The organism is Bacillus sp. EKM202B (genome assembly GCF_011066025.1).
Lineage (GTDB): Bacteria > Bacillota > Bacilli > Bacillales > Bacillaceae_G > Bacillus_A > Bacillus_A toyonensis.
In genome coordinates this window covers 69,958-92,152 of sequence record NZ_JAAMNK010000003.1, presented here as the reverse complement: position 1 = coordinate 92,152, position 22,195 = coordinate 69,958, and the positions used below count along the sequence as shown (strand labels likewise).

Sequence of the window (22,195 nt, the reverse complement as noted above, 5' to 3'; positions counted from 1 at the left end):
CAATATATCGTTATTATAGTAAAAGATAAATTTTGGAAAAATATCATTTTTTTGTTTAGAAATTTATAAATTATTGATATAATCAATTTGTAGAATTGATTATTGGTTAATTTTACTATTTTTAAAATTTTAAGGGGGATTTAATAATGGCAGGACAAATTCGTATGTCACCAGAGGAGCTTAAATCAAAAGCGACTCGATATGGACAAGGTGCAAATCAAATTGAGGACATTTTACGTCAGCTACAAAACTTACAAAATGAATTAAGAGGAGAATGGGAAGGTCGTGCTTTTGAAGGTTTTGACCAACAGTTCAATCAATTAAAACCAAAAGTACAAAACTTCGCACAGCTATTACAAGAAATTAATATGCAGCTTAATAAAACTGCAGAGGCTGTTGCTAGACATGACGAAGATCTTTCTCGTAATTTCGGTCTACAATAAGACAGATAAAAAGAAATATATAATTTAGCCATGCAACCATACGTTGTATGGCTAAATTACTTTAAAATTAGAGTAAGTACGAAGTCTTTCAATTAATAGACTCGCGGTCGCAGGAGTGATAAGTAGTGAAAAAGTTCAGATGGAGCATCTTGTTGTTTATTATTTTAGCTCTTGTGCTATCAACAGGAGTCTCCTATTTAGCGCTAAACCAAAATGTTAAGAAAGCTAATGAGAATACCACACAAAAAATGACAGTTGCATTAGTAAATGAAGATCAAGGTACTGTATTTGAAGGAAATAAAATAGCGTTTGGAGATCAATTTGTTAAAAATGTAAATAAAAATACGAAACAAGAATGGTACGTAGTTAGTCGCGGAGTAGCAGAAAATGGTTTGAAAAATAATAATTACAACATGATGATTGTTATACCAAACGATTTTTCTAGGAAAGCAGTTGCGATTGATTCAGAACTACCAGAGAAATTAACGTTAAACTACAAAGTAAATGCAACTGGGAATAACGATTTGAAAGCTGAGGCTGAGAATACGGCGTCTACAATTTTAGAAGATTTCAATAAGCAAATCATCGACGTTTATTTTGCAAGTATTATCGGTAAGTTGCAAGGTGCACAAGATAATATAGGGAAAATAATTGAAAAAGGAAACGTTCAAACAACTATGTACAAAAAAGATGTACATAGTCCTTTAGCAAATTACACAAATCAATTTAAAACAGTGCAAGATTATACTGGGGTTTCTGTTAATAGTTTTAAAGGATTTCAGGATGTATTAAAAGGTTTCGGTCAAGTGTTAGATGAAGGGAATAAATCTAACAATACTTACTTAGAAGGGTTTAATAACTTCCAAAAAATGCAATCTGATAATAATCTGTTAGCGAATAATTTTACGAGTCAATTTAATCAATACATGAGTGAAATGAATACAGGCGATGTTTTAAAGCAGTTAGGTGCATTGGAATCTGCTAATAAAGTGATTACAAATCAATTTACGCTTTCAGAGAAAGAACCAAATATTTTAGCTGATGCTTCAGCAATTCAAAAACATTTAACAGATGTAAAAAAACAAGTGTCAGAATATGATACAGAACTTGCAGGAAAGTTAGAAAGTGATATTCAAGAGACGGTAATTAAAAAGTTAAAGCAATCTATGTCGAACGATGGAAAGCAAGAGATTTTTATAAATACATTAATGAAACAACCAGACGTTCGAATAAAGAACCAAATCGAAAATTTAATTGCGAAATTACCTAGTTTAAACATGGAAGAAATCGTTCAAAGTGATTTGCCAGATACAACGAAATTACAATTGCAAAATGTAATCCAATTTACAAATAAATATAATAAAGAAAATAACTTTAATTATGATCCTGTAAATAAAATCTCTTTAGGAAACGCTATTAAAGAAGTAAAGGATAAACTTTATACAGAGGGAATTACATTTAGTGATACGGCGAAAGTAATTAAAATGGAATCTTCACAAACTTTGAAGATAAATATTCCAGAAGAATTTAAACTAGATGGAAGTACAGAAGCTTTACATATTGATGATGTGGATCGTACAAGTGACTTTCTTCAAAGCGAAGCAGGAGAAATTACAATAGCTCCTCGTAATGAAGGGGATATAAAGATTAGCTTACATGTAAAGTTAAAAGATCCAAACATCAATATAGATGTTTTCTCTCCTGTAATGTGGCAGTGGGAATTGAGTGGGACTCATAAAAAAGAAACTAGTCCTGAAAAAGAAGATAAAGGAACACAAACTGAAAACAGCAAGGTGGAAAATGTGGTTCATAAATCACAGTATGGCATAATGCCGTTAGTACACAATGCTAAAAAGCCTATTATCAAAAAAATGGAAAACACAACAGGGAATAATGGAGGAAACCCAGGAGGCGGAACAGGGAAAGATAACGGAACCGGGAAAGATAACGGAACCGGAGGAAGCCCAGGAGACGGAACGGGAACAGGTAACGGAACTGGAGGAAACCCAGGAGGCGGAACGGGAACAGATAACGGAACTGGAGGAAACCCAGGAGGCGGAACGGGGACAGACAACGGAACCGGAGGAAACCCAGGAGGCGGAACGGGGACAGATAACGGAACCGGAGGAAATCCAGGAGGCGAACCGGGAACAGATAACGGTAAAGTTATTGAAAGTACAACGAATCAAGTTGTACATCAAAAATCAGAAGAATTAACAAAAAATATATCTAGTGTATTAATAAAAGAAGCAGTAGATACAGTTGAAAGTTATCAAAGTTTAATTAGTTTATACGAAATGTATTATGGGATTGATTTAAGAACGCAAGATGTAGGTCCTAAGCTAGAAGAGGGAAGTTTAGATGCAATTGCAACTGAACAATCTTTGTACTACGTATTAAATAAACAAAGCTTAATTGATTTAATTTCAAACCTAGTTTCATCAGGTATTACGGCAGAAGTTAAGCAAGATATGACAGGTTTAAAGCAAAAAATAGACTCTTATCAACAATTCATTACTAGTGCGGATCAAAATTCAATGTTACTAGCAGAGAAATTAAATGTAACGACGCAACAAGCAACTAGTATGAATGAAAATTTAGGGGAATATTTAAAAGGTTTAGCGAAATGGCGTGAGAGTAGCTTAAAGCTAGTTGAAGAACAGCAAGTGCTAACAACAAATAATACTGGTGAGCAAACAGCTGTTTTATCGTTAGATTCTGGTATTAAATCATTAATGTCACAAAGTCAGTCATTGGTCGAGAGTTCGAAGCATAGTTTAGCAACTTCAGACGATGTTTATAAAACATTTGATCAAATTAATGGACAAGCAAAAGAAATTCAAGACAGCGGAACGACAATTGTTTCAAAAGCTGATTCATTATTAAATGACTTTACGAAGAAAATGGACGATGATAAAACATTCTCCAAAAACTTTACTAAAATTTTGGCTAATAGCCGAATTGGTGATCGCCAAAATGAAATGTTATATCAATTTTTATCTAGTCCAGTTCAGAAACAAAATGATGGAGTCATTGTAGCTGGTAATGCTTTTACACCATATTTAATCGTATTAACTTGTTTTATTGTTGCGTTATTTACAGCATACGCAATTGCGAATCAAGAAAAGAAACGAACGCAATTAGATCATTTTGAAGAGAAATTCTCATTAATTGATATGAATGTACCAACTACAGTAGTAGCATTCGGTATATCAATTGTGGAAGGAATTAGTATAGGTATCATTTCTGGACGTCTTTTACAGTTTGGTCAGGATCAAAGTTTACTATGGATTGCGTTTATCACAATCATTATGATGGCGTTTGTATTGGTTTCAACATATTTATTGCGACAAATAAAAATGGTAGGGATGTTTATCCTATTAGTATTTTTAAGTATGTACCTATTTTTAACTGAAGCAGTTGGAAGTAAAGTAGATCAAATGTCATCAGTTGGAAAGGTACGTCAATTTTCACCACTTCAGTATATAGAAAGTTTTCTAAATGATTTTATTAGCGGTAAAGATACGGGGAAAGTTATTTTTATCGTATTGTTTGTAATTGCCATTATAGGGTTAGTTAGTAATCTATTTGTATGGCATAAGAAATGGGAGGAAAAAGAAGTAAATGATCAAACAATGGAGCATAGTGGCTAAGTTATCATTTCTCTCTATCCTTTTACTGTTTGTCGCGCTACCGATAAGGAGCGCGGCGGACAGTTATCTTGGTGATGATGGGAAGATTAAGTTTAAAGTGGATCGAATTGAAGAAAGCGACCAAGAAAAAAATAAAGAAGAACATAAGGAAACAGAATTAGATAAAGCATCAATTGAGTTATTTAGCAAAGACATAGAAGAAGAAATTCAGAAAAAGAAAAAGAAAGAACAAAAAGATATGGAAGCTTTACGAGATTCTCTTTTTATAAAACAAAAAGAAAATAATAGTGTGAAAGATATGAAAAATAGTTTGTTTAGCAGTGAATACGTTGTGAGAAAAAGTGCAGATGAAGTAGCGAGTAATGAAACAATGAACGAAAAGCCAATTGGTACAACAATCATATTATTATTTGGTGGTGGCATTGTACTTATTTGCATCGGTATTTATACGGTTCTTCGCAAAAGTTGGAGGTAAAGTAATGGCGATACAAACGCATATTAATGTAACGGTAGATTTTAGTAAATGGAATGGAAATACATATGATTTACGTATTCCGAATCATCAATCTATTAAATATTTATTGAAAAATTTATTAGATACGCTAAATGTGGATAATCATGAAGGTTCACATTTTGTAATTAAAGTAAAGAATAAGTCAATTGTTTTAACAGATAATGATCGTTTAATCGATCACCAAATAACAAATGGAGATATTTTACAAGTTTTATAAAGAATACTTTTTGCTTATAGTTATTTGAAAATAAGTTATTACGGGTTATAAAGAAAAGGAGAAGAGGATAAAAATGACGGAAAAAACAATTCAAATTGATGCAATAAACTATCAATTTCAAATAGAAAAGGAAAATTGGAAATTGGAGATGACAAAATCTCAAACACGTATAAAAGACTTCCGTCAATTCGATATAATTACGGGCGCATCATCTGAGTTTGTACCATTAACGATAGAAGAAACGGATGATATGCTTACTTTTATATTTCAAGTGGATAAAAAGTTATATAAGTGGGACGATCTTAGCCGTTTGGGAAGAAATGAGAAATTAAGACTGCTTCGAAATGTTGCGCAGTTTCGTAAATATTTAAATAAAAGAATCACGTTCTTTTTACATCCAGACAATATAGTTTTTAATGCTAATTTAATGCCAAGTATTATACATAGAGGAATTCGAGATATTGTTCCACCAACCCCGTTGTTAGAAGAGCAATTTTTAACACAATATAAGTGTCTAATTATCGCTTTATTCTCCCAAAAGCACAATTTTGATGATTTGTATGCTGGGTTACTAAAAGATGCAAAAGAAACAACATTTGAACAGACAATTTCTCAAATGGAAAGTATAGATGCATTACTGCAATTTCTTGATGACAGCTTTGAGAAGGAACAAACAAAAACAGAAAACAATATGCAGTTAGTACATAAAAAGAGCTACAAATCATTTAAATATTTAGCTTTTTCCTTCATAGCGGCGACAGTTGTTTTAGCTGCTCCTTTAATATATTTCACTTTTATAAAATTTCCTTATCAAAATAAATTGTTAGAAGCAAATGCGAGTTTCATAGCAACTGATTATGACAAAGTAATTACGCAATTAAATGAAGAGGAATTTGAATCATTACCGATTGCATCTAAATATGAGTTAGCATTTGCATACATTACAGTTGAAAAACTAGGTGAAGATCAAAAGAAATCGATTATGAAAAATATTAGTTTGAAAAGTGATGAAAAGTATTTGCTGTATTGGATGTATAACGGAAAAGGTAATTTTGATCAATCATTAGATTTAGCTAAGACACTTGATGATCCTCAGCTTATTATGTACGGCCTTGTTAAACAAATTGAATCGCTGAAAAATAATCCGGATTTATCAGGCGAAGAGCGTGATAAAAAATTAAAAACATATGAGCAACAATTAAATGAATATGAAAAGAAATATGGAAAATCATCAAACGATAAAGACTCGTCGAACACAGAGAAAAAAGAGTAAGCACTTGATGAGACAGTTGAAAAGGAGCAGTGAACACGGATGGAGCAACTATTAGTATTGACTTATGGAGACAAAGTATATAAGTGCACATTACATCCAAATGAGCAATCAATAGTGTCGATTGGAAAAGAGTGGACAAATGATATTACGAATCCAAGTTTAGAACAAGAAGTAGAGTTAAAGTGGAATAATGAAGTAAATGCTTGGATGATACAAAATCAATTAATAGAGTTCAATAAGGAATTTGAGATTGTAAAAACTAAAGATGTGAGCTTGAAAATCTTTATCTCTATTATTGGCACAACTAAAGTGTTTGATATAGGAACGAAACATTCTCTTACAATTAGTCAAAACAGTTTTGATGATATTTCTATTACTGGGGCAAATATAGATTTAATGCTATCTCGTGAAACGTTGTACGATTCTTTTAAAGTGAACGTATATGACGGGGATGTATTTCATAATTATACGAAGCTAAAAGATAGCGTTATGTTAGAAGCTGGAGACGTATTATATTTTGATGGTGTTTTAGTAGAAATAGGCAGTGAAGATATTCAAGTATTGTCTTCAGAAGAGAACGTTAAATCTACGTTACCTATTTTAGTAGAATCCGAAACGAATTATCAAAGTGGTTATCCAGACTATCATCGTTCACCACGTATTATTTACCGTGAACCAGAAGAGAAAATGACAATTGCAAAACCTTCAAGTATGCCGTCAAAACCGACTGAGCATTTGGCAAGAATCATTGCACCATCTCTTGTCATGATTGTCGTAACGGTATTACTTGCTATCTTTATGAAATATGGGATGTTTATTATTGCATCGATTGCGATGACATTAGTAACGATTATTGTATCTGTCACATCTTATATAAAAAATTTAAAGCAATATAAAATTGACATTGTTGAACGTGATAAAAGCTATAGAGAGTATATAAAACAAAAAACGAAAGATTTATATGCAGAAAGTGAAAAACAGCGTCATGCATTACAATATCATAATCCAAATGTTGAAGTCATACGTAATATGGCTGTGCAAGTAAATCCACGTATATATGAAAAAACAATGCTACATCATGATTTCTTGACATTTAGCGTTGGGACAGGACAAGCTAATACGAGTTTTGAAATTCAATTTAATGAAGAAGAATTTAGTCAAACGAAAGATGAATTAATTGATATAGCACGTGAACTAAGACAGCGTTATCTATCATTGGAAGATGTACCCGTTGTAACAGATTTGATAAATGGACCGGTTGGCTATATTGGACAACGCTCTTTAGTGTTAGAACAATTACAATTATTAGTTGTACAAACTGCGTTATTCCATAGTTATTATGACTTGCAGTTTATTACTATTTTTCCTGAAGAAGAAAAGGAAAAATGGGATTGGATGCGCTGGTTACCTCATGGAAGTGTTCGCGATATAAATGTACGTGGATTTGTATACCATGATCGTAGCCGTGATCAAGTGTTAAATAGTTTGTATCAAATATTGAAAGAACGAAAATTAAAACTAGATGAAAAAAGTTCAACGAATGAAAAAATGTACTTTGCACCGCACTATGTCGTTCTCATTACAGATGAAAAACTAATACTAGACCATGTTGTTATGGAATTCTTTAATGATGATCCGAGTCAATTAGGTGTATCACTTGTATTTGTACAAGATGTTATGCAAAGTTTACCGGAGCATGTGAAAACGGTAATAGACATAAGAGATGCAAAACAAGGGAACATCATCTTAGAACAGGGAGAGCTTGTAAACCGTCAATTTAAACTCAATCACGTACCGAAAGGGTTCAATTTAGAAGATGTTTCACGAGCATTAGCACCGTTAAATCATTTGCAAAACTTAAAAAATAGTATTCCAGAAAGCGTAACATTTTTAGAAATGTACGGCGTTGAAAAAGTAAAAGAACTGAATATCACAAGTCGTTGGGAGAAAAATGCAGCGCATAAATCTTTAGCTGTACCACTTGGATTACGTGGTAAAGAAGATATCGTAAACTTAAACTTACACGAAAAAGCACACGGACCACACGGATTAATAGCAGGTACAACAGGTTCAGGTAAATCGGAAATTATACAATCGTATATTTTATCTCTAGCAGTCAATTTCCACCCGTACGAAGTAGCCTTTTTACTAATTGACTATAAAGGCGGCGGAATGGCGAATTTATTCAAAAACTTACCGCACTTATTAGGAACAATTACGAACTTAGATGGAGCACAAAGTATGAGAGCGCTCGCATCAATTAAAGCTGAATTGCAAAAAAGACAACGATTATTTGGGGAAAATGATGTAAACCATATTAACCAGTATCAAAAACTGTATAAAGAAGGTTTAGTAAGTGAACCGATGCCACATCTATTTTTAATTAGTGATGAATTCGCGGAACTGAAGTCAGAACAACCAGAATTCATGAAAGAGTTAGTTTCAACAGCGCGTATCGGTCGTTCACTCGGAATCCATTTAATATTAGCTACGCAAAAACCGAGTGGTGTTGTAGACGATCAAATTTGGAGTAACTCGAAATTCAAACTAGCATTAAAAGTTCAAAATACGTCAGATAGTAATGAAATTTTAAAAACACCAGATGCTGCTGAAATTACATTACCAGGACGTGCTTACTTACAAGTTGGGAATAATGAAATTTATGAACTATTCCAATCAGCTTGGAGCGGAGCAGACTATGTAGAAAACAAAGAGGATAAAGAACATTTAGACGCAACAATCTATGCAATAAATGATCTAGGACAATATGAAATATTAAGTGAAGACTTAAGTGGACTTGGTAGCAGTAAAGAAGTAATAAGCGTACCATCTGAACTGGATGCTGTTATTGACTACATTCACGATTACGCAGAAATAAATGAAATTGAAGCGTTAGCTAGACCGTGGTTACCGCCACTTCCAGAAAGCGTATATTTACAAGACTTACACGCTATTCAGTTCAAAGAAGCATGGACGAAAGAAAAGAAACCATTAAAAGCAACAGTTGGTCTACTAGATCAGCCTGAATTACAATCACAAACACCATTAACACTAGATATTAGTAAAGACGGACACGTAGCGGTCTTCTCAAGCCCAGGCTACGGAAAATCAACATTCTTACAATCAGTCATTATGGATGTAGCTCGTCAGCATAGTCCGGAGCATTTGCATGTGTATTTATTAGACTTCGGAACAAATGGCTTAATGCCATTAAAATCATTACCACATGTGGCGGACATCATTACATTAGACCAAGTTGAAAAATGCGAGAAGTTTCTTCGTCGCATAGAAGACTTATTAAAAGATAGAAAGCAATTGCTAAGTAAATATGGAGTTGCGAGTCTTGAAATGTATGAGAGAGCTAGTAAGGAAGTATTACCAACAGTATTAATTACGTTAGATAACTATGATGCTGTTAGAGAAGCTGGATTTGTCGAAGACTTTGAACGCATTATTGCACAAATTGTACGTGAAGGGGCAGCAGTAGGAATTCATTTAATGCTTACGGCTACACGTCAAAATGCATTGAGAGTACAAGTAAATACAAATATTAAACTACAAATTGCTCTATATATGATAGATGAGGCAGAATCTAGAGCTATTGTAGGAAGAACAGAGTTAAAAATTGAAGAATTAGCAGGCCGTGGTTTAGTTAAAATTGACGAACCAACAATCTTCCAAACAGCTTTACCGACAAATGGAGAAGATGTCCTTACTCGAATTGAAAATATACAAGCTGAAGGAAAAGAGATGGATTCCTTCTGGGATGGAGAAAGACCGAAAGCAATTCCTATGGTACCTGAAGTTCTGGAATACAAAGAATTCATTGCATGGCCAGAAACAAGAAAAATTATTGAAGCAGGCAAACTAACATTTGGTGTAGAAACAGAAAGCGTTACGCCTCTCGAATTAGATTTAACGGAAGCGGCTAATATTGTTGTAGGGGGAATCAAGAAAGATGAAGTTGAAAATGTAGTTCATCAATTCCTTCAACAGTTAGCAGACAGTGGTCACTTTGACCTAGGTTTAATTGATACAAGAACACGCAATTTCTCAAACTATAGAGAGAGCTCTGCTTTATATGTAGCTGAAAAAACAGGAATTGAGAAAACGATTAAACAAGTTACAAATGCTTATAAATCGAGAGAAGCGGCGTTTAAAGAGGAGCAGGAAGCATCAAGTGAAACAGTGAACCCGGCAGAATTTATTAAGAAATTTAAGCCGATTGTAATCGTAATCGCAGATGTAAATGATATTTTAAGTAATTTAGAAGATAGCGATATATATAGTTTGGCGGAATTAATAACAAATGGTGCATTTATGGGCATCCACTTCGTAATTGGCTGTGATGTTGATTCAATTGACAGTCGATACGACTTAGTTTCAAAAACAATAAAAACGCAATCTCATGTTATTTTACTTAGAAAATCATCAGGCCAAATGGTCTTCGATGTATCTAATAAAGATTTAAGTAGTACAAAATTAAATCCATTTGAAGGGTATTTTGTTGAAAATCGTTTTGCTACTAGAATTAAAGTGCCAACTATTTAAGGGGGGATTTGCATGGGGATAGAGGAATTAAATAGTCAAAAATCTGGTTTATTAAGTAGTATAAGTCATCAACAAGGGCAATTGGCTGAATTACAAATGAAACTACGAAGGCTAATAACTGCTAAGGGGAAATTTGTAAATAATCTTGAAGCAATTAAACAAAATCAAGAGCAGTTTAAGTCTTTAGAAATAAACGAGAGTAGTTGGAAAGGGCAAAGAGCAACTACTTTTAAAGAAACGTATGAACAACAAGTCATTTCTAATTTAGGGAGATTTATTGGAGAACTAGGGAGAGTGCAAGAAGACATCGATCAAGCTATACGGCGACTTGAAAGAGAAATCGCTACATGTGAGTCTAGTATTCTTTCTCTAAGTAGAAGTGTTTCAATGGTTGACGCTAGTATTCAAGTAGAAGTACAGAAGGCGGGGAAATGATAAATGGGGGAAATTAAATTAAATAAAGGGGTATTTGACGCGAAAGTAAGTGATTTGAAAAGTGGGGCTAGTGATTTAGGTAAGACTAAATTTAATGGTATGCAGTTACATCGTACGAATTTAAGTAAACTGAAAAAATATTGTGAAGCGATTGAAAAACTTTCTCAGAAAGTTCAGCGATATGAGAAATTGTTAGAAAATGATATAAGTAGAGTACAAGAAATTGGAGCGAAAATGGTAGAGAAAGATGCAAAACTTGGGCAAGAACTAAAAGTTGGTATGCAGCAGCACTAGAAACAAATTCTACGTAAAATTGAAATAAGGGGAGAGAAACGTGGACAAAAGTATTGAATTACAAGAAGTAAATGAATTACAAAAAAGATTTCAAACAAGTGCTGACGAACTAAATCAATATTTTGAAAATTTATTAGGGAAAATAGATGATTTGAAACAACTTAATTCTTTTCAAGGGAAAGCAGCAGATGGAATAAAGGAGTATTTTTCTAGAGTACATGGTACTACGATTGCTGGATTTCAGATTGCAGCGGAAGAGTTAAAAAATGAATTTCAAAAAGCAATAGAGAGTTTTAATAATACAGTTGATAGTGATAGTGACACAAAGATTTATGGGAACTATTTAGATAATGTAAAGAAAAAAATTAATGGATATAGCAATGAATTTGATCGATCTAATGAAGAAGCAAAACAAACTATATCGACTATAGCAGACATTGTCCCAACTCAGTATCCATCATCTTCAGGAATATCTGAAGGAATCCAAAAAAGTCAAAAGGAAGTTAGTGATACGCTAGAAAAATTAGAAACGTATAATAGTCAGCAAAATGAACTTCAACATTTTAATGAAATGTTGAGTTCATTAGACAAGGGAATGAAAGAAATACAAGCAGCGAATGGAGATTTTTCTAGTAAGATAGTCGAAAAAATTATGGCTGGTGGATGGAATGGAAACTTAATAAATGGTATTTCGGATAGCATGACGACGTTTGATATTCGACAAAAGGGTGGTAAATTTTTGGTGGCCGCTTTTGCTCGTATGTATTATGCCAAAAAGAACTATGATTTAAGTGTTTTATTTGATTCTAATGGTCGAAAAGGAAAAGGGAAGTTTACACTATCAACACGTCAAAAAGAAGATTTAGTGGAGGTGTATAAATTACTTAAGATGGATAGTAGTGATGATAGTATATTTCGTTATATAAAAAATGGACTTAAATTGGATGGTGTAGAAAATTCGAGAATTACGAATGAACAAGTAAGAAAAGCAAGAAAAGGAATTTATAAATTACCGGAATTTCAAGATTTTCAAAAGTTCCAACAGGATTGGAGTAAAAAAGGGCTACCTACTGCAATTAAAGAAAGAGGATGGAGTTCGTTTAAAACGGAGTATGTAAAAGGATTAAAAGATTTGCATCCTGGGCAATGGAAAGAAGCATTTAAAGAACTTGGAAATACTGGTAAGTTTTTAAAAGGAACAGCCATATTTGGAGCGGTTGTGTCAGTTGGAAATAACATTGCTGAAGCTCAAAAAGATGGATGGCAACTCCATGATATAGCAGATATAACGACAGACTCAGCAGTTGATGTTGGGGCGAACGCCGGAGCCGCTGCAGCTGGCGCTGTAGCGGGGTCATTTTTCCTTCCGCCTATTGGAACAGTTGTAGGAGCTGGTGTTGCAGTTGGTGCTGTATATTTAATGAATAAAAAATTTAGCCAGCTGGGAGGGGATAGTATAATTGATGTTACTAAAAAAGGGGTCAAAAAATTAACAAAAAAACTTGGGGATCTATTTTGGTGATTAGGCTACAAGAAAGGTGCAGATAGATTATGTGGAATATAAAAGAGGAAGACTTAGATGGATTTCGAATGACATGTAGAAGGCGTTTAAGTCCTGAGGGTGCAACAGGATTTATGCTAGGAACGATAATTTTTGATTCATTAGTGATGTTTTTTATTATTTTAGCATTAACTAAAACAGGGTGGGATTTCTATTCAAAACCTTTTGAGAAAGTAATTGTTAGTGTGGAGCTTGTATTGTACAGCCTTCAACTAATTTTTTTAATACTATATTTATTTCCAAAAGCTCGTTTTAAATTTCAAAAACTACAGGCGCTTGTGGTATTATTATACGCATTTCAACTTGGTACTATAGGGTGGACGGTTTTTATTCTTCCAGGGATGAGCGATTATTCAATTAATTCTAACACACTTATTTTTGTAAGTTTATTATTGTTAGGAGCAGTTGTTTTTCATATTGTCACAACAATTGATACATTTAAACAGGCAAGTAAAGGTGCGTTTAGTATGGATGAAAGAGCTACTTCATTTTTTAGTGAAACAAAATTGAATGTGCTCAAAGGAACTGTAATTTATGTGTTAAGTTTACTTATTTTAATTTATGTAAATAGTTCTTACTCATTAGATACAATGTTTGGTTATTTAATATTTACCGTGATTATGTATGCAGTAGCTATTGGTGCAGCTGAATTTCAATTGTTGGTGTACTGTAGATTTAAATTTAAATCATTTAATATGACATGGGAAGAGAATGAGAGAGAACGTCAGAAATTTAGAAAATATAATAAAAAAAATAAATCGAAGAGTAGATAATAAAAGAAATGAATTTTTGCTATAGCATAAGTTGTTAATTTATGTGTATGAAATGAGAAATTGCAGGTTTCTATTCGAATTAGAAAGAAATAAAGATAAGGGGAGTAGATGTTATGAAAGTTCAGTATAAAGCATTATCATTACTAAATTTAATTAGTATTACTCAAGTCGTCAAGAAAGAAGATTGGTTACTACCTGCTATTGCGCTGAGAAATCAAGTTATTCGTAATGGGATTTATGCAGTAGGACCGGTTCTCTTTAAATACAAACCACTTGAAAATGAACCAGCATATGGTGAATATACATATTGTGTTCCTGTAAATGAACGTGTGGAACTGGGGGGAGATTCTGCATATGAATACATTGATGGTTTAATAATTGAAGATGCTTTGAGTGTGCGTTTTACGGATGAAGATGGTGATATTGAAGATGTGTATAATTTAATACTCGAGGTGGCAAATCAAAACCATATTAAATTAGATAGTAGTTTTTATCATGTATGCTTAGATGTATACGGTGATACATGGTTAGATATTTATGCTCCTATTATAGAAGTGGGTGAAACCGTAAAATGATTATAGAAGGGCAAAGTATTGCATATACAAATGTTGTTTCAAAAGAATACTATATTTATTATACTTATATGAAAGATTCAATTGATGATTTTATGCTAGAAATAGAAAAAGCGAACTTAACAGCAAAAGGTCCACTATTTTATACATTGAAAAATGTTCCTTCAGATGAAAATATGTATATTGAATTATTTATGCCGATATATGAGGATAAAGTTCCACCATTAGAAACAATGAAATTTAGAAGCTATTACTATGTAGATGACATGCTTGTAAAACGATTGACAGGAGATTATGAAACATTAACCGAGTATGCATATGCTGAGATGCTTCAGTATATGGAAGATAATGAACTTGATATGATTTCACCTATTTATCATATTTTTAGCGGTGATGAAGAGCTACAGTATGTTGAAATAAAAATTGCAGTGGATACACAATAATAATTTAGTGTACTTTTAGTTCTGGAAATATGAAAAGTAAAAACCTGATTTTAGTTTCGTTTTATAGAAGAATAATATAAAGGTATTCTTGAATTAAGAGTTCTAATTGTTGTTTTTAGTAGGAAGGGGTTTACATATGTGGTTATTTTCAAAAGAAAAAACTGTGTATTTTCAACAAGAGTGTGAGGATAAAACTGGAGAATTAATTAAGCAGCAAATATTGGAGAAAGTATCAATAGATGATTGCATAATAGCTGCTGAAATGATTGATGTATTGTTTATATACCCTGAACTTGCAGAAGAACTTGCAAGGGTTTTATATATGAGTAATAAAGAATTATTCCGAACGGTTGCTATGTTTGTTGGCACATTTGAAATTTTTGTACAAGTCTCAAACACAACGAAAGTTATTATCCAATGTATTCCGGTAGATGAAGAAATGGAAGAAGAAGTGTTTTCGGATATGAAAGTGATTGGTTTTAAATATAAGAAAAAGTCCACTGATGAAGAGCTAGAAGAAATAGCAGAGTGGATGCTGGGATATAAAAAGATGTGTAAAAAAATAGCAGAGCACTATGAAATAGCTCAAAAAGAATCATTATTATAGTGTAAAAATATCTGAGATTAATAAAACCTTCTCTTTTCATCAAAATGAGAAGGTTTTTATTTTTAATCTACATGATTTAAGTGTATGTAGTTAAGGGTGGGACAATTGGATGTGGAAAATAAAAGAAGAAGATTTAGATAAGTTTAGGGTGATATGTAGAAGGCGTTTAAGTCCTGAAGGTGCTTTAGGTTTTATGATAGGAACAATGGTGTACGTTTCAGTTATGATGTTTTTTCTTATTGGTACTTTAGTAACGTTTGGTTGGGACTATTATACTACTTTCTTTGAGAAAACAATCGTTAGAATGGAACTTGTGCTATATAGCTTGCAAATAATTTTTTTAATTCTATATTCATCTCCAAAAGCTCGATTTAAATTTCAAAAGTTACAAACATTTGTTGTATTATTATATGCATTTCAATTAGGTACGATATTATTCACGGCTCTAATTCTACCTGGAATGTCTGATTATACAATTGATCGAATTACATTAGGATATGTAGGTTTCTTATTTTTAGGAGCAGTGATTGTTCATATTGTGACAACGATTGATACGTTTAAACAGGCAAGTGAAGGTGCGTTTAGTATGAATGAAAGATCCAATTCCTTTTTTAGTAAAACAAAAGGAACTATGATGAAAGTGGCTTCAATATACGCATTAATCCTTCTTAGTTTGATTTATTTTCATAATGATTATACGTTTGATACTTTTATTGGATATGTAATAGGTACTGTTTTAATGTATACAGTAGCCATCGGTGCAGCTGAATTTCAGCTATTAGCGTATTGCAGGTTTAAATTTCCGTCATTTAACATATCATGGGAGCAACATAAAAGAGAAACTCCAAGATATCAAAAGAAAAATAAAAAAAATAAATCGAAACGTAAGGCGTAAAGGAAATGAGTATAGTAGGTTTAAATGTTTACCATTTACTATAATGTGGAAGAAACATGAAAGAGAGTAAAATTGACATTTGAGGAAGCAAAGAAATATATAGCAAAGAGAAAGAATAGTAAAAGGGGTAAGTATTATGAAAATTCAATATAAAGCATTATCACTCTTAAATTTAATTAGCATTACCCAAATTGTAAAAAAAGAAGATTGGTTATTACCTGCTATCGCACTGAGAAATCAAGTTGTTCATAATGGAATATATGCTGTAGGTCCCGTTCTTTTTAAATATCAGCCATTGGAAAATGAACCAGAGTATGGCGAATATACGTATTCTGTTCCAGTAAATGAACGTGTTAAATTAGGAGAGAATTCTGCATATGAGTATGTTGATGGATTAATTATTGAAGAGGCATTAAGTGTTCGATTTACTGATGAAGATGGTGATATTGAAGAGGCTTATAATTTAATACATGAGTTTGCAGAACAGCATCATATTAAATTAGAAAACGGTTTTTATCACGTATGTTTAGACGTATACGGTGACATGTGGCTAGATATTTATGCTCCTATTATAGAAGTAGGTGAAACAATAAAATGATAATTGAAGGACAAAGTATTGCATATACAAATGTTGTTTCGAAAGAATACTATTTTCATTACGAAGATATGGAAGAAGCAATTGAACATTTTATGTCAGAAATTGCAACAGCGAATTTAACAGTAAAAGGTCCGATGTTTTATGCTTTGAAAAATATACCATCTGATGAAAATATGTATGTTGAATTATTCATGCCAGTAAATGAAGATAAAATTCTAACATCAGAAACACTTCAATTTAGGAGCTATTATTATGTTGATGAGATGCTCATGAAACGATATACAGGAGATTATGAAAAATTAACAGAGCAGGTATATGGTGAAATGCTTCAGTATATGGAGGATAATAATCTGAATTTAGCCTCGCCAATTTATCATGTGTTTAGCGGTGATGAGTCTTTACAGTATGTTGAAGTGAAGATTGCTGTATTTAATGAAGAATAATATTTTAAGCTTGTGATTTTTAAAGTATGGTAACATCATGAAATATTATAAAAGAAATAGTTTTGAATAGAATTTGGGGAAATGACATAAATAAAACCTTCTCTTCTCGTTAGAATGAGGAGGTTTTTCGTTCTCAAATCTACATATAATTAACTTAATATTTCGACATGTGATTTTCAGTTGAATCATTCTGTATTGGTAGTATTTACGTTCTGTAGTTCACTTTGTTGCTATTTTGAAGGGGTAAATTTATTCAAATGTTAATTTGTAAAAAGAGGAGGTTGTTAATTTGAATAAGGATCGAAATGTTTTGGAAACAGAGAAAAGTTTTTTTGAAAGGACAATAGTATCTATATATAAAGCGTTAGAATTTATAATGAAATATACAATGATTCTAATAATAATAATGTCCATATTTGTAATAATCGCTGCTGTTTATTTTAAAATATATGAGGGTATAGGGGCGGGTGTATTCCTCTTAATCTCGTCATTATTTGCATATGTGGTGTTTTTTAAGAAAAGTAAAAATGCCTAAATTAATAGTGAAAATAAAATTTCAAAGATTAACTATAATAAGTTATTTCAAGAGGGAAAGTTTTGAATATGGCATGAATGTATAACAGCAAAAAAACCTTCTCTTTTCATCAAAATGAGAAGGTTTTTATATTTAATCTACATGATTTAAGTGAATGTAGTTAAAGGTGGGATAATTGGATGTGGAATATAAAAGAAGAAGATTTAGATAAGTTTCGAATGACATGTCAAGGCCGTTTAAGTCCTGAAGGTGCGACGGGATTTATGCTTGGAACAATATTTTATATTTCGATATTTATGTTTATTATTTTTGTAGGGGATTTGAGTTACTACAACAATTTTTTTGATAGAACTATTGTTAAAACTGAAATTGTGTTATTTAGTATTCAAATTATATTTTTAATTATATTTCTATTTCCGAAAGCATGTTTTAAATTTCAAAAGTTCCAAACGCTAATCGTATTACTATATGCGTTTCAACTTGGAACGATATTATTTGTAGTTTCGATTGTTTCTGAAATGGTTGATAATTCAACTGGTAGGATGTATACCGGGCTATTATTTGTAGGAGCAGTTATTATCCATATTGTAGCAACGCTAGATACATTTAAACAAGCAAGTGAAGGTGCGTTTAGTACTGATGAAAGATCCACCTCGTTTTTTAGTAAGACAAAAGGAGCTATGATAAAGGGAGCTATAATATATGTATTAATACTACTTATTTTGATGTATTTTCAAAATGATTATTCGATTGATTTTTTTGTTATGTATGGAGTAGGAACTGTTTTAATGTATGCGGTTGCAATCGGAGCGGCAGAATTCCAACTATTGGCGTACTGTAGATTCAAATTCAAGTCATTTAATTTGTCGTGGGAAGAGAATCAGAGAATGCATGGGAGATTTCGAAAACAAAATAAGAAATTCAAAACGAAAAATAAATAATATATTAATAGAATTTTAGTGTTTGGAAAATAATTGAAACGTATAGAAGGTGAAAAAACTAAATGTGGAATATAAAAGAAGAGGATTTAGATGAATTTAGGATGACATGTAAAGATCGTTTAAGCCCTGAAGGTGCTATGGTTTTCTTTATTGGAGGGATAGTTTATACTTCAGTATTTATGTTTTTTATTTTTATAGGGGGCTTGGAGTATTATAATACTTTCTTTGACAAAACAATTGTTAAAATTAAAATTGTGTTATATAGCTTACAAATAATGTTTTTAATTCTATATTCATTTCCAAAAATGTGTTTTAAATTACAAAAACTACAAACTTTTGTAATATTATTATATGCATTTCAATTAGGTACTATAACATTCACAGCGTTGATTCTTCCTGGGATTTCTGAGGATTCAATTGACAGAATTACATTAATATATGTAGGTATGTTATTCCTAGGAGCAGTCATTGTTCACATTGTGACAACTATCGATTCGTTTAAACAAGCGAGTGAAGGTGCGTTTAGTAAGGATGAAAGATCCACCTCATTTTTTAGTAAAACAAAAGGGAATGTGATGAAGTGGGCTACACTATATGCACTAATCCTGCTTATTTTGATATGTTATCATAATGATCATGGAATCGATGTTTTAGTTCTTTATGCGGTAGGTATTGTTTTACTGTATACAGTAGCAATCGGAGCAGCAGAATTTCAGCTATTAGCGTATTGCAGGTTTAAATTTCCGTCATTTAACATATCATGGGGGCAACATAAAAGAGAGACTTCAAGATATCGAAAGAGAAATAAAAAAGGTAAATCGAAACGTAAGGCATAAAGAAAGTGTGTATTGTAAGTTTTAATGGTGAAAAAAGTAGTGGTTTAAAGGAGAGTATTTTAACTACTAAAAGAAATTTTAATTATGTAATGTGATTAAAAGATTATCTAGTTGAAAATGTAGAGAGTAGTGTGATGATGAAATGAAAAAAAAGTGTTTAAAATGATTACTATCATAATAGTAATCAGCCTACTACAAGCATGTAGTTTTTTTGAAAAAAAGATAGAGTATGAGCCATTTGTCAAAGCTTTGGATGAAGGTGACATGAAAAAGGTTATGTCCGCTAGTGATGATGGATATGCGTATGTGAAACAAAGAGGTATATATAGTACATATGAGCAAAAGGAAGATGGAGAGCACAGTAAAACAATTTATCAAACTTCGAAAGGTATATATAATACGAAAGATAAAAGTTTATATGGAAATACAACACAAGAAATTACCTCGAAAGTAGATAATAAAAATTATAGAGAAGAAGTTAATTATAGTACAAATATTAGTTATGAGAATGGACAGGTACAAAGTACGGATTCAAGTCTGGATGTTTCATACGTGAACTTAATTGTAGATCGTTTAAAAGGGATAGGGAAACTAAAGATGAAGCCAGGAGGTGATATAAAAAAGTTTGGTCAGCCTAGTACTGTTGGATATAAATTAACTGAATCAGAGTTTCAAAGTATTATTAATGATAAGTTAAAAATACAATATGATGAATATGGTGGTGGATCGATCGCACTGCATATTGAGTTTACAAAGGGTTCAGAGCAGATATTGGAAGTAAGTATTGTAATGAATTATAAAAAGAGAAATGAAGAAGGAAAGTTAGTAGAACACATATCACAAATACATACATCTTTTGATAGTCACCAAGGTAATAACCAAGATGCGAAACAGGAATATATTGATTTTAAAGCACAGTATAATAAGAAGTAGTAATATTAAGAAAGGAATTTGCACGTAAAGATAATAGCGACATAAGTGTGGTGACTGTCTCATAAATATTTTTATTTGTAGTGGAAAGAATTTTAGAATAAACGCCCCAATTGCTGGAGTAGATTCAACAATTGGGCGTTTATCTGTCTAAATTTAGCTTGAATACATGACATGTTTTAGATAGGGGCATGGCTTTACAAGTAGTTTCTCCATCTTCATAATAACGGTGTGAAATTTTTTGTAATTTGCTTTTATTGCTAAGTGACAACTATTTCCGTATATAGAGTAGCCCTTATTATCGGTACATCATCCACATTCCAATATCTTTAAACCCTAGTCGTTTATAAATACGTCCAGCTGCTGGATTGTTATAAAACAAACAAAGTGTTCGGCCTTCTTTCGTAAAGTCTTGAATCATTTTTTGCAATATAAGCGAAGCATATCCATTGCCGCGGTAGTTCGGATGCGTACATACGCCAACAACCATGGCAGATAATGAATTTTCAGCGGAAGTTGAGGCGGATGCGATGATTGCACCGTCTTTTTCAATATAATATGTACGTCCTGTATTTGTTTCGATAGCTTGCCTTAACATTTTTTCAGATTCATTTGCAGTCGGGAATTCAGCGATGTCACTTCGTAATTTCATAATTCGTTCTATATCATCGAGTGAGGCAAGTTTAATTGTTTTATGAATTGGTGTGCTAGGTAAGTTGTTGTCATCTTGGCATTCGCAAAAATACATTTCATTTTTGGCGCCTAGTTGTACACTTGGAGCAGTTTCAAATCTTTCTACAATAGTTGACTTGCCAGAGAGTTTAAGCGGCTTATATGCGGAAAGAAGTGCCTCATAGTCAGTAACCACAAACTCTTCTTTACTATACGGTATAAATGTATCGTGAAAGCGAAGTAAAATCGATTTTAATGTTCCGTTCTCTTCAAATACTCCCCATAATTCTTGAAAATCTGTATCATAACCGAAAGCTTCAATATCTCCAATAATAAATAAGTTAATGGCTGCTTCTTCTTTTAGGTAAGCGAATACTTGTTCATGATCTTTCTTTGTTAATTTTCGCATCATAACGAATCTACCTCTTTTTTATTTTTCTAAATATTACAACTTAAGTTTTTTGAAATCAATATAAAATTTTATGTTTAGTTCACAAACTTTCGGAAAAACTAGGAAAGATATGACAAAGGAGGTTATGAACGGTGGATCATCCAATTCAAGGGTTAATGAAAGCGGCAATGGAAAATTTAAAAGAAATGGTCGATGTGAATACGATTGTTGGAGAGCCTGTTCAAACGGCTGACGGTGGTGTGGTGTTAACGGTTTCTAAAGTAGCGTTCGGTTTTGGAGCAGGAGGTTCTGATTTCCAAACGAATGATGGACAAAGAGCGAACGGTAACCCTGCATTTGGTGGCGGTAGCGCGGGTGGTGTTTCTATTACACCAGTAGCATTTCTTGTGGTGAATAAAGATGGAGTAAATATTCTTCATTTACAAAATGCGACACATTTAGCAGAAAAAATGATTGAATTAGCTCCACAAACAATTGATAAAATTCAATCGATGTTCCAAAAAGATGAAAAGAAAGAGGGAAATCATCATCCTCAAAACCCGGATGAAATCCTTTAAAAACGCCTGCTTATGAGCAGGCGTTTTTTCTTGTAATCAC

Annotated in this window: 22 protein-coding genes; 21 read left to right on the top strand and 1 reads right to left on the bottom strand. The window is 32.4% G+C overall.

All coding sequences use genetic code 11. From position 1 onward, the window contains the following. Positions 1 to 146: 146 nt before the first annotated feature. From G9F74_RS05995 to G9F74_RS05900, 20 genes are all read left to right on the top strand, one after another. Entirely contained in the window at positions 147 to 443 is a 297-nt protein-coding gene (locus G9F74_RS05995; RefSeq protein ID WP_000918601.1) for a WXG100 family type VII secretion target, read from the top strand. Positions 444 to 568: 125 nt separating this feature from the next. Next, positions 569 to 4,096 (top strand): type VII secretion protein EsaA, encoded by a 3,528-nt coding sequence (esaA, locus tag G9F74_RS05990; RefSeq protein WP_185157058.1) that lies wholly within the window; start codon positions 569 to 571, stop codon positions 4,094 to 4,096. Next, positions 4,068 to 4,571 (top strand): type VII secretion protein EssA, encoded by a 504-nt coding sequence (essA, locus tag G9F74_RS05985; protein WP_000595649.1) that lies wholly within the window; start codon positions 4,068 to 4,070, stop codon positions 4,569 to 4,571. The genes esaA and essA overlap by 29 nt, the downstream gene beginning before the upstream one ends. 4 nt (positions 4,572 to 4,575) lie before the next feature. Continuing rightward, positions 4,576 to 4,827, top strand: a complete 252-nt coding sequence (locus G9F74_RS05980) for an EsaB/YukD family protein (RefSeq protein ID WP_001007574.1) — start codon at positions 4,576 to 4,578, stop codon at positions 4,825 to 4,827. A 73-nt stretch (positions 4,828 to 4,900) separates the two neighbouring features. Then, positions 4,901 to 6,100, top strand: coding sequence for a type VII secretion protein EssB (gene essB, locus G9F74_RS05975; RefSeq protein WP_016108252.1), 1,200 nt, complete (start codon positions 4,901 to 4,903; stop codon positions 6,098 to 6,100). 39 nt (positions 6,101 to 6,139) lie between these two features. After that, the gene (gene essC, locus G9F74_RS05970; protein ID WP_016108253.1) at positions 6,140 to 10,651 is read left to right on the top strand and encodes a type VII secretion protein EssC; all 4,512 of its coding nucleotides are present in this window, start codon (positions 6,140 to 6,142) and stop codon (positions 10,649 to 10,651) included. Positions 10,652 to 10,663: 12 nt separating this feature from the next. Then, positions 10,664 to 11,086 carry a YwqH-like family protein gene (locus G9F74_RS05965; RefSeq protein WP_016108254.1) on the top strand — a complete coding sequence of 141 codons (423 nt, stop codon included), beginning with the start codon at positions 10,664 to 10,666 and terminating at the stop codon, positions 11,084 to 11,086. Between the two features lie 3 nt (positions 11,087 to 11,089). Continuing rightward, complete coding sequence (locus tag G9F74_RS05960; RefSeq protein ID WP_016108255.1) at positions 11,090 to 11,380, top strand: TIGR04197 family type VII secretion effector; 291 nt, start codon at positions 11,090 to 11,092, stop codon at positions 11,378 to 11,380. 40 nt (positions 11,381 to 11,420) lie between these two features. Continuing rightward, a complete protein-coding gene (locus tag G9F74_RS05955; RefSeq protein WP_016108256.1) occupies positions 11,421 to 12,902 on the top strand; it encodes a T7SS effector LXG polymorphic toxin in 1,482 nt (493 codons plus the stop codon). A 29-nt stretch (positions 12,903 to 12,931) separates the two neighbouring features. Then, positions 12,932 to 13,714 carry a hypothetical protein gene (locus tag G9F74_RS05950; protein WP_016108257.1) on the top strand — a complete coding sequence of 261 codons (783 nt, stop codon included), beginning with the start codon at positions 12,932 to 12,934 and terminating at the stop codon, positions 13,712 to 13,714. Positions 13,715 to 13,827: 113 nt separating this feature from the next. Beyond that, positions 13,828 to 14,289 (top strand): DUF5085 family protein, encoded by a 462-nt coding sequence (locus G9F74_RS05945; protein WP_016108258.1) that lies wholly within the window; start codon positions 13,828 to 13,830, stop codon positions 14,287 to 14,289. Continuing rightward, entirely contained in the window at positions 14,286 to 14,729 is a 444-nt protein-coding gene (locus G9F74_RS05940; RefSeq protein WP_016108259.1) for a DUF5085 family protein, read from the top strand. The genes G9F74_RS05945 and G9F74_RS05940 overlap by 4 nt, the downstream gene beginning before the upstream one ends. 136 nt (positions 14,730 to 14,865) lie before the next feature. Continuing rightward, positions 14,866 to 15,336, top strand: coding sequence for a hypothetical protein (locus tag G9F74_RS05935; RefSeq protein ID WP_016108260.1), 471 nt, complete (start codon positions 14,866 to 14,868; stop codon positions 15,334 to 15,336). A gap of 109 nt (positions 15,337 to 15,445) precedes the next feature. Then, positions 15,446 to 16,231, top strand: coding sequence for a hypothetical protein (locus G9F74_RS05930; RefSeq protein WP_016108261.1), 786 nt, complete (start codon positions 15,446 to 15,448; stop codon positions 16,229 to 16,231). Positions 16,232 to 16,367: 136 nt separating this feature from the next. Further along, a complete protein-coding gene (locus tag G9F74_RS05925; RefSeq protein ID WP_000701787.1) occupies positions 16,368 to 16,829 on the top strand; it encodes a DUF5085 family protein in 462 nt (153 codons plus the stop codon). Continuing rightward, positions 16,826 to 17,272, top strand: coding sequence for a DUF5085 family protein (locus G9F74_RS05920; protein WP_016108262.1), 447 nt, complete (start codon positions 16,826 to 16,828; stop codon positions 17,270 to 17,272). Before G9F74_RS05925 ends, G9F74_RS05920 begins: the two co-directional genes overlap by 4 nt. Before the next feature lie 289 nt (positions 17,273 to 17,561). Beyond that, positions 17,562 to 17,807: a hypothetical protein gene (locus G9F74_RS05915; protein WP_016108263.1), complete on the top strand. Its 246-nt coding sequence runs from the start codon at positions 17,562 to 17,564 to the stop codon at positions 17,805 to 17,807. 179 nt (positions 17,808 to 17,986) lie between these two features. Beyond that, entirely contained in the window at positions 17,987 to 18,748 is a 762-nt protein-coding gene (locus tag G9F74_RS05910) for a hypothetical protein (RefSeq protein WP_016108264.1), read from the top strand. A gap of 62 nt (positions 18,749 to 18,810) precedes the next feature. Beyond that, on the top strand, positions 18,811 to 19,584 hold the full coding sequence (locus G9F74_RS05905; RefSeq protein WP_016108265.1) for a hypothetical protein: 774 nt from the start codon (positions 18,811 to 18,813) through the stop codon (positions 19,582 to 19,584). 162 nt (positions 19,585 to 19,746) lie between these two features. Beyond that, positions 19,747 to 20,517: a DUF3952 domain-containing protein gene (locus G9F74_RS05900; protein WP_000628358.1), complete on the top strand. Its 771-nt coding sequence runs from the start codon at positions 19,747 to 19,749 to the stop codon at positions 20,515 to 20,517. A gap of 295 nt (positions 20,518 to 20,812) precedes the next feature. Here the strand turns inward: G9F74_RS05900 and G9F74_RS05895 are convergent, their stop codons facing one another. Continuing rightward, positions 20,813 to 21,598: a GNAT family N-acetyltransferase gene (locus G9F74_RS05895; RefSeq protein WP_016108266.1), complete on the bottom strand. Its 786-nt coding sequence runs from the start codon at positions 21,596 to 21,598 to the stop codon at positions 20,813 to 20,815. Between the two features lie 131 nt (positions 21,599 to 21,729). Between G9F74_RS05895 and ytfJ the strand changes: the two genes are divergently transcribed. Further along, a complete protein-coding gene (gene ytfJ / locus G9F74_RS05890; protein ID WP_000349987.1) occupies positions 21,730 to 22,155 on the top strand; it encodes a GerW family sporulation protein in 426 nt (141 codons plus the stop codon). Positions 22,156 to 22,195: the final 40 nt, after the last annotated feature.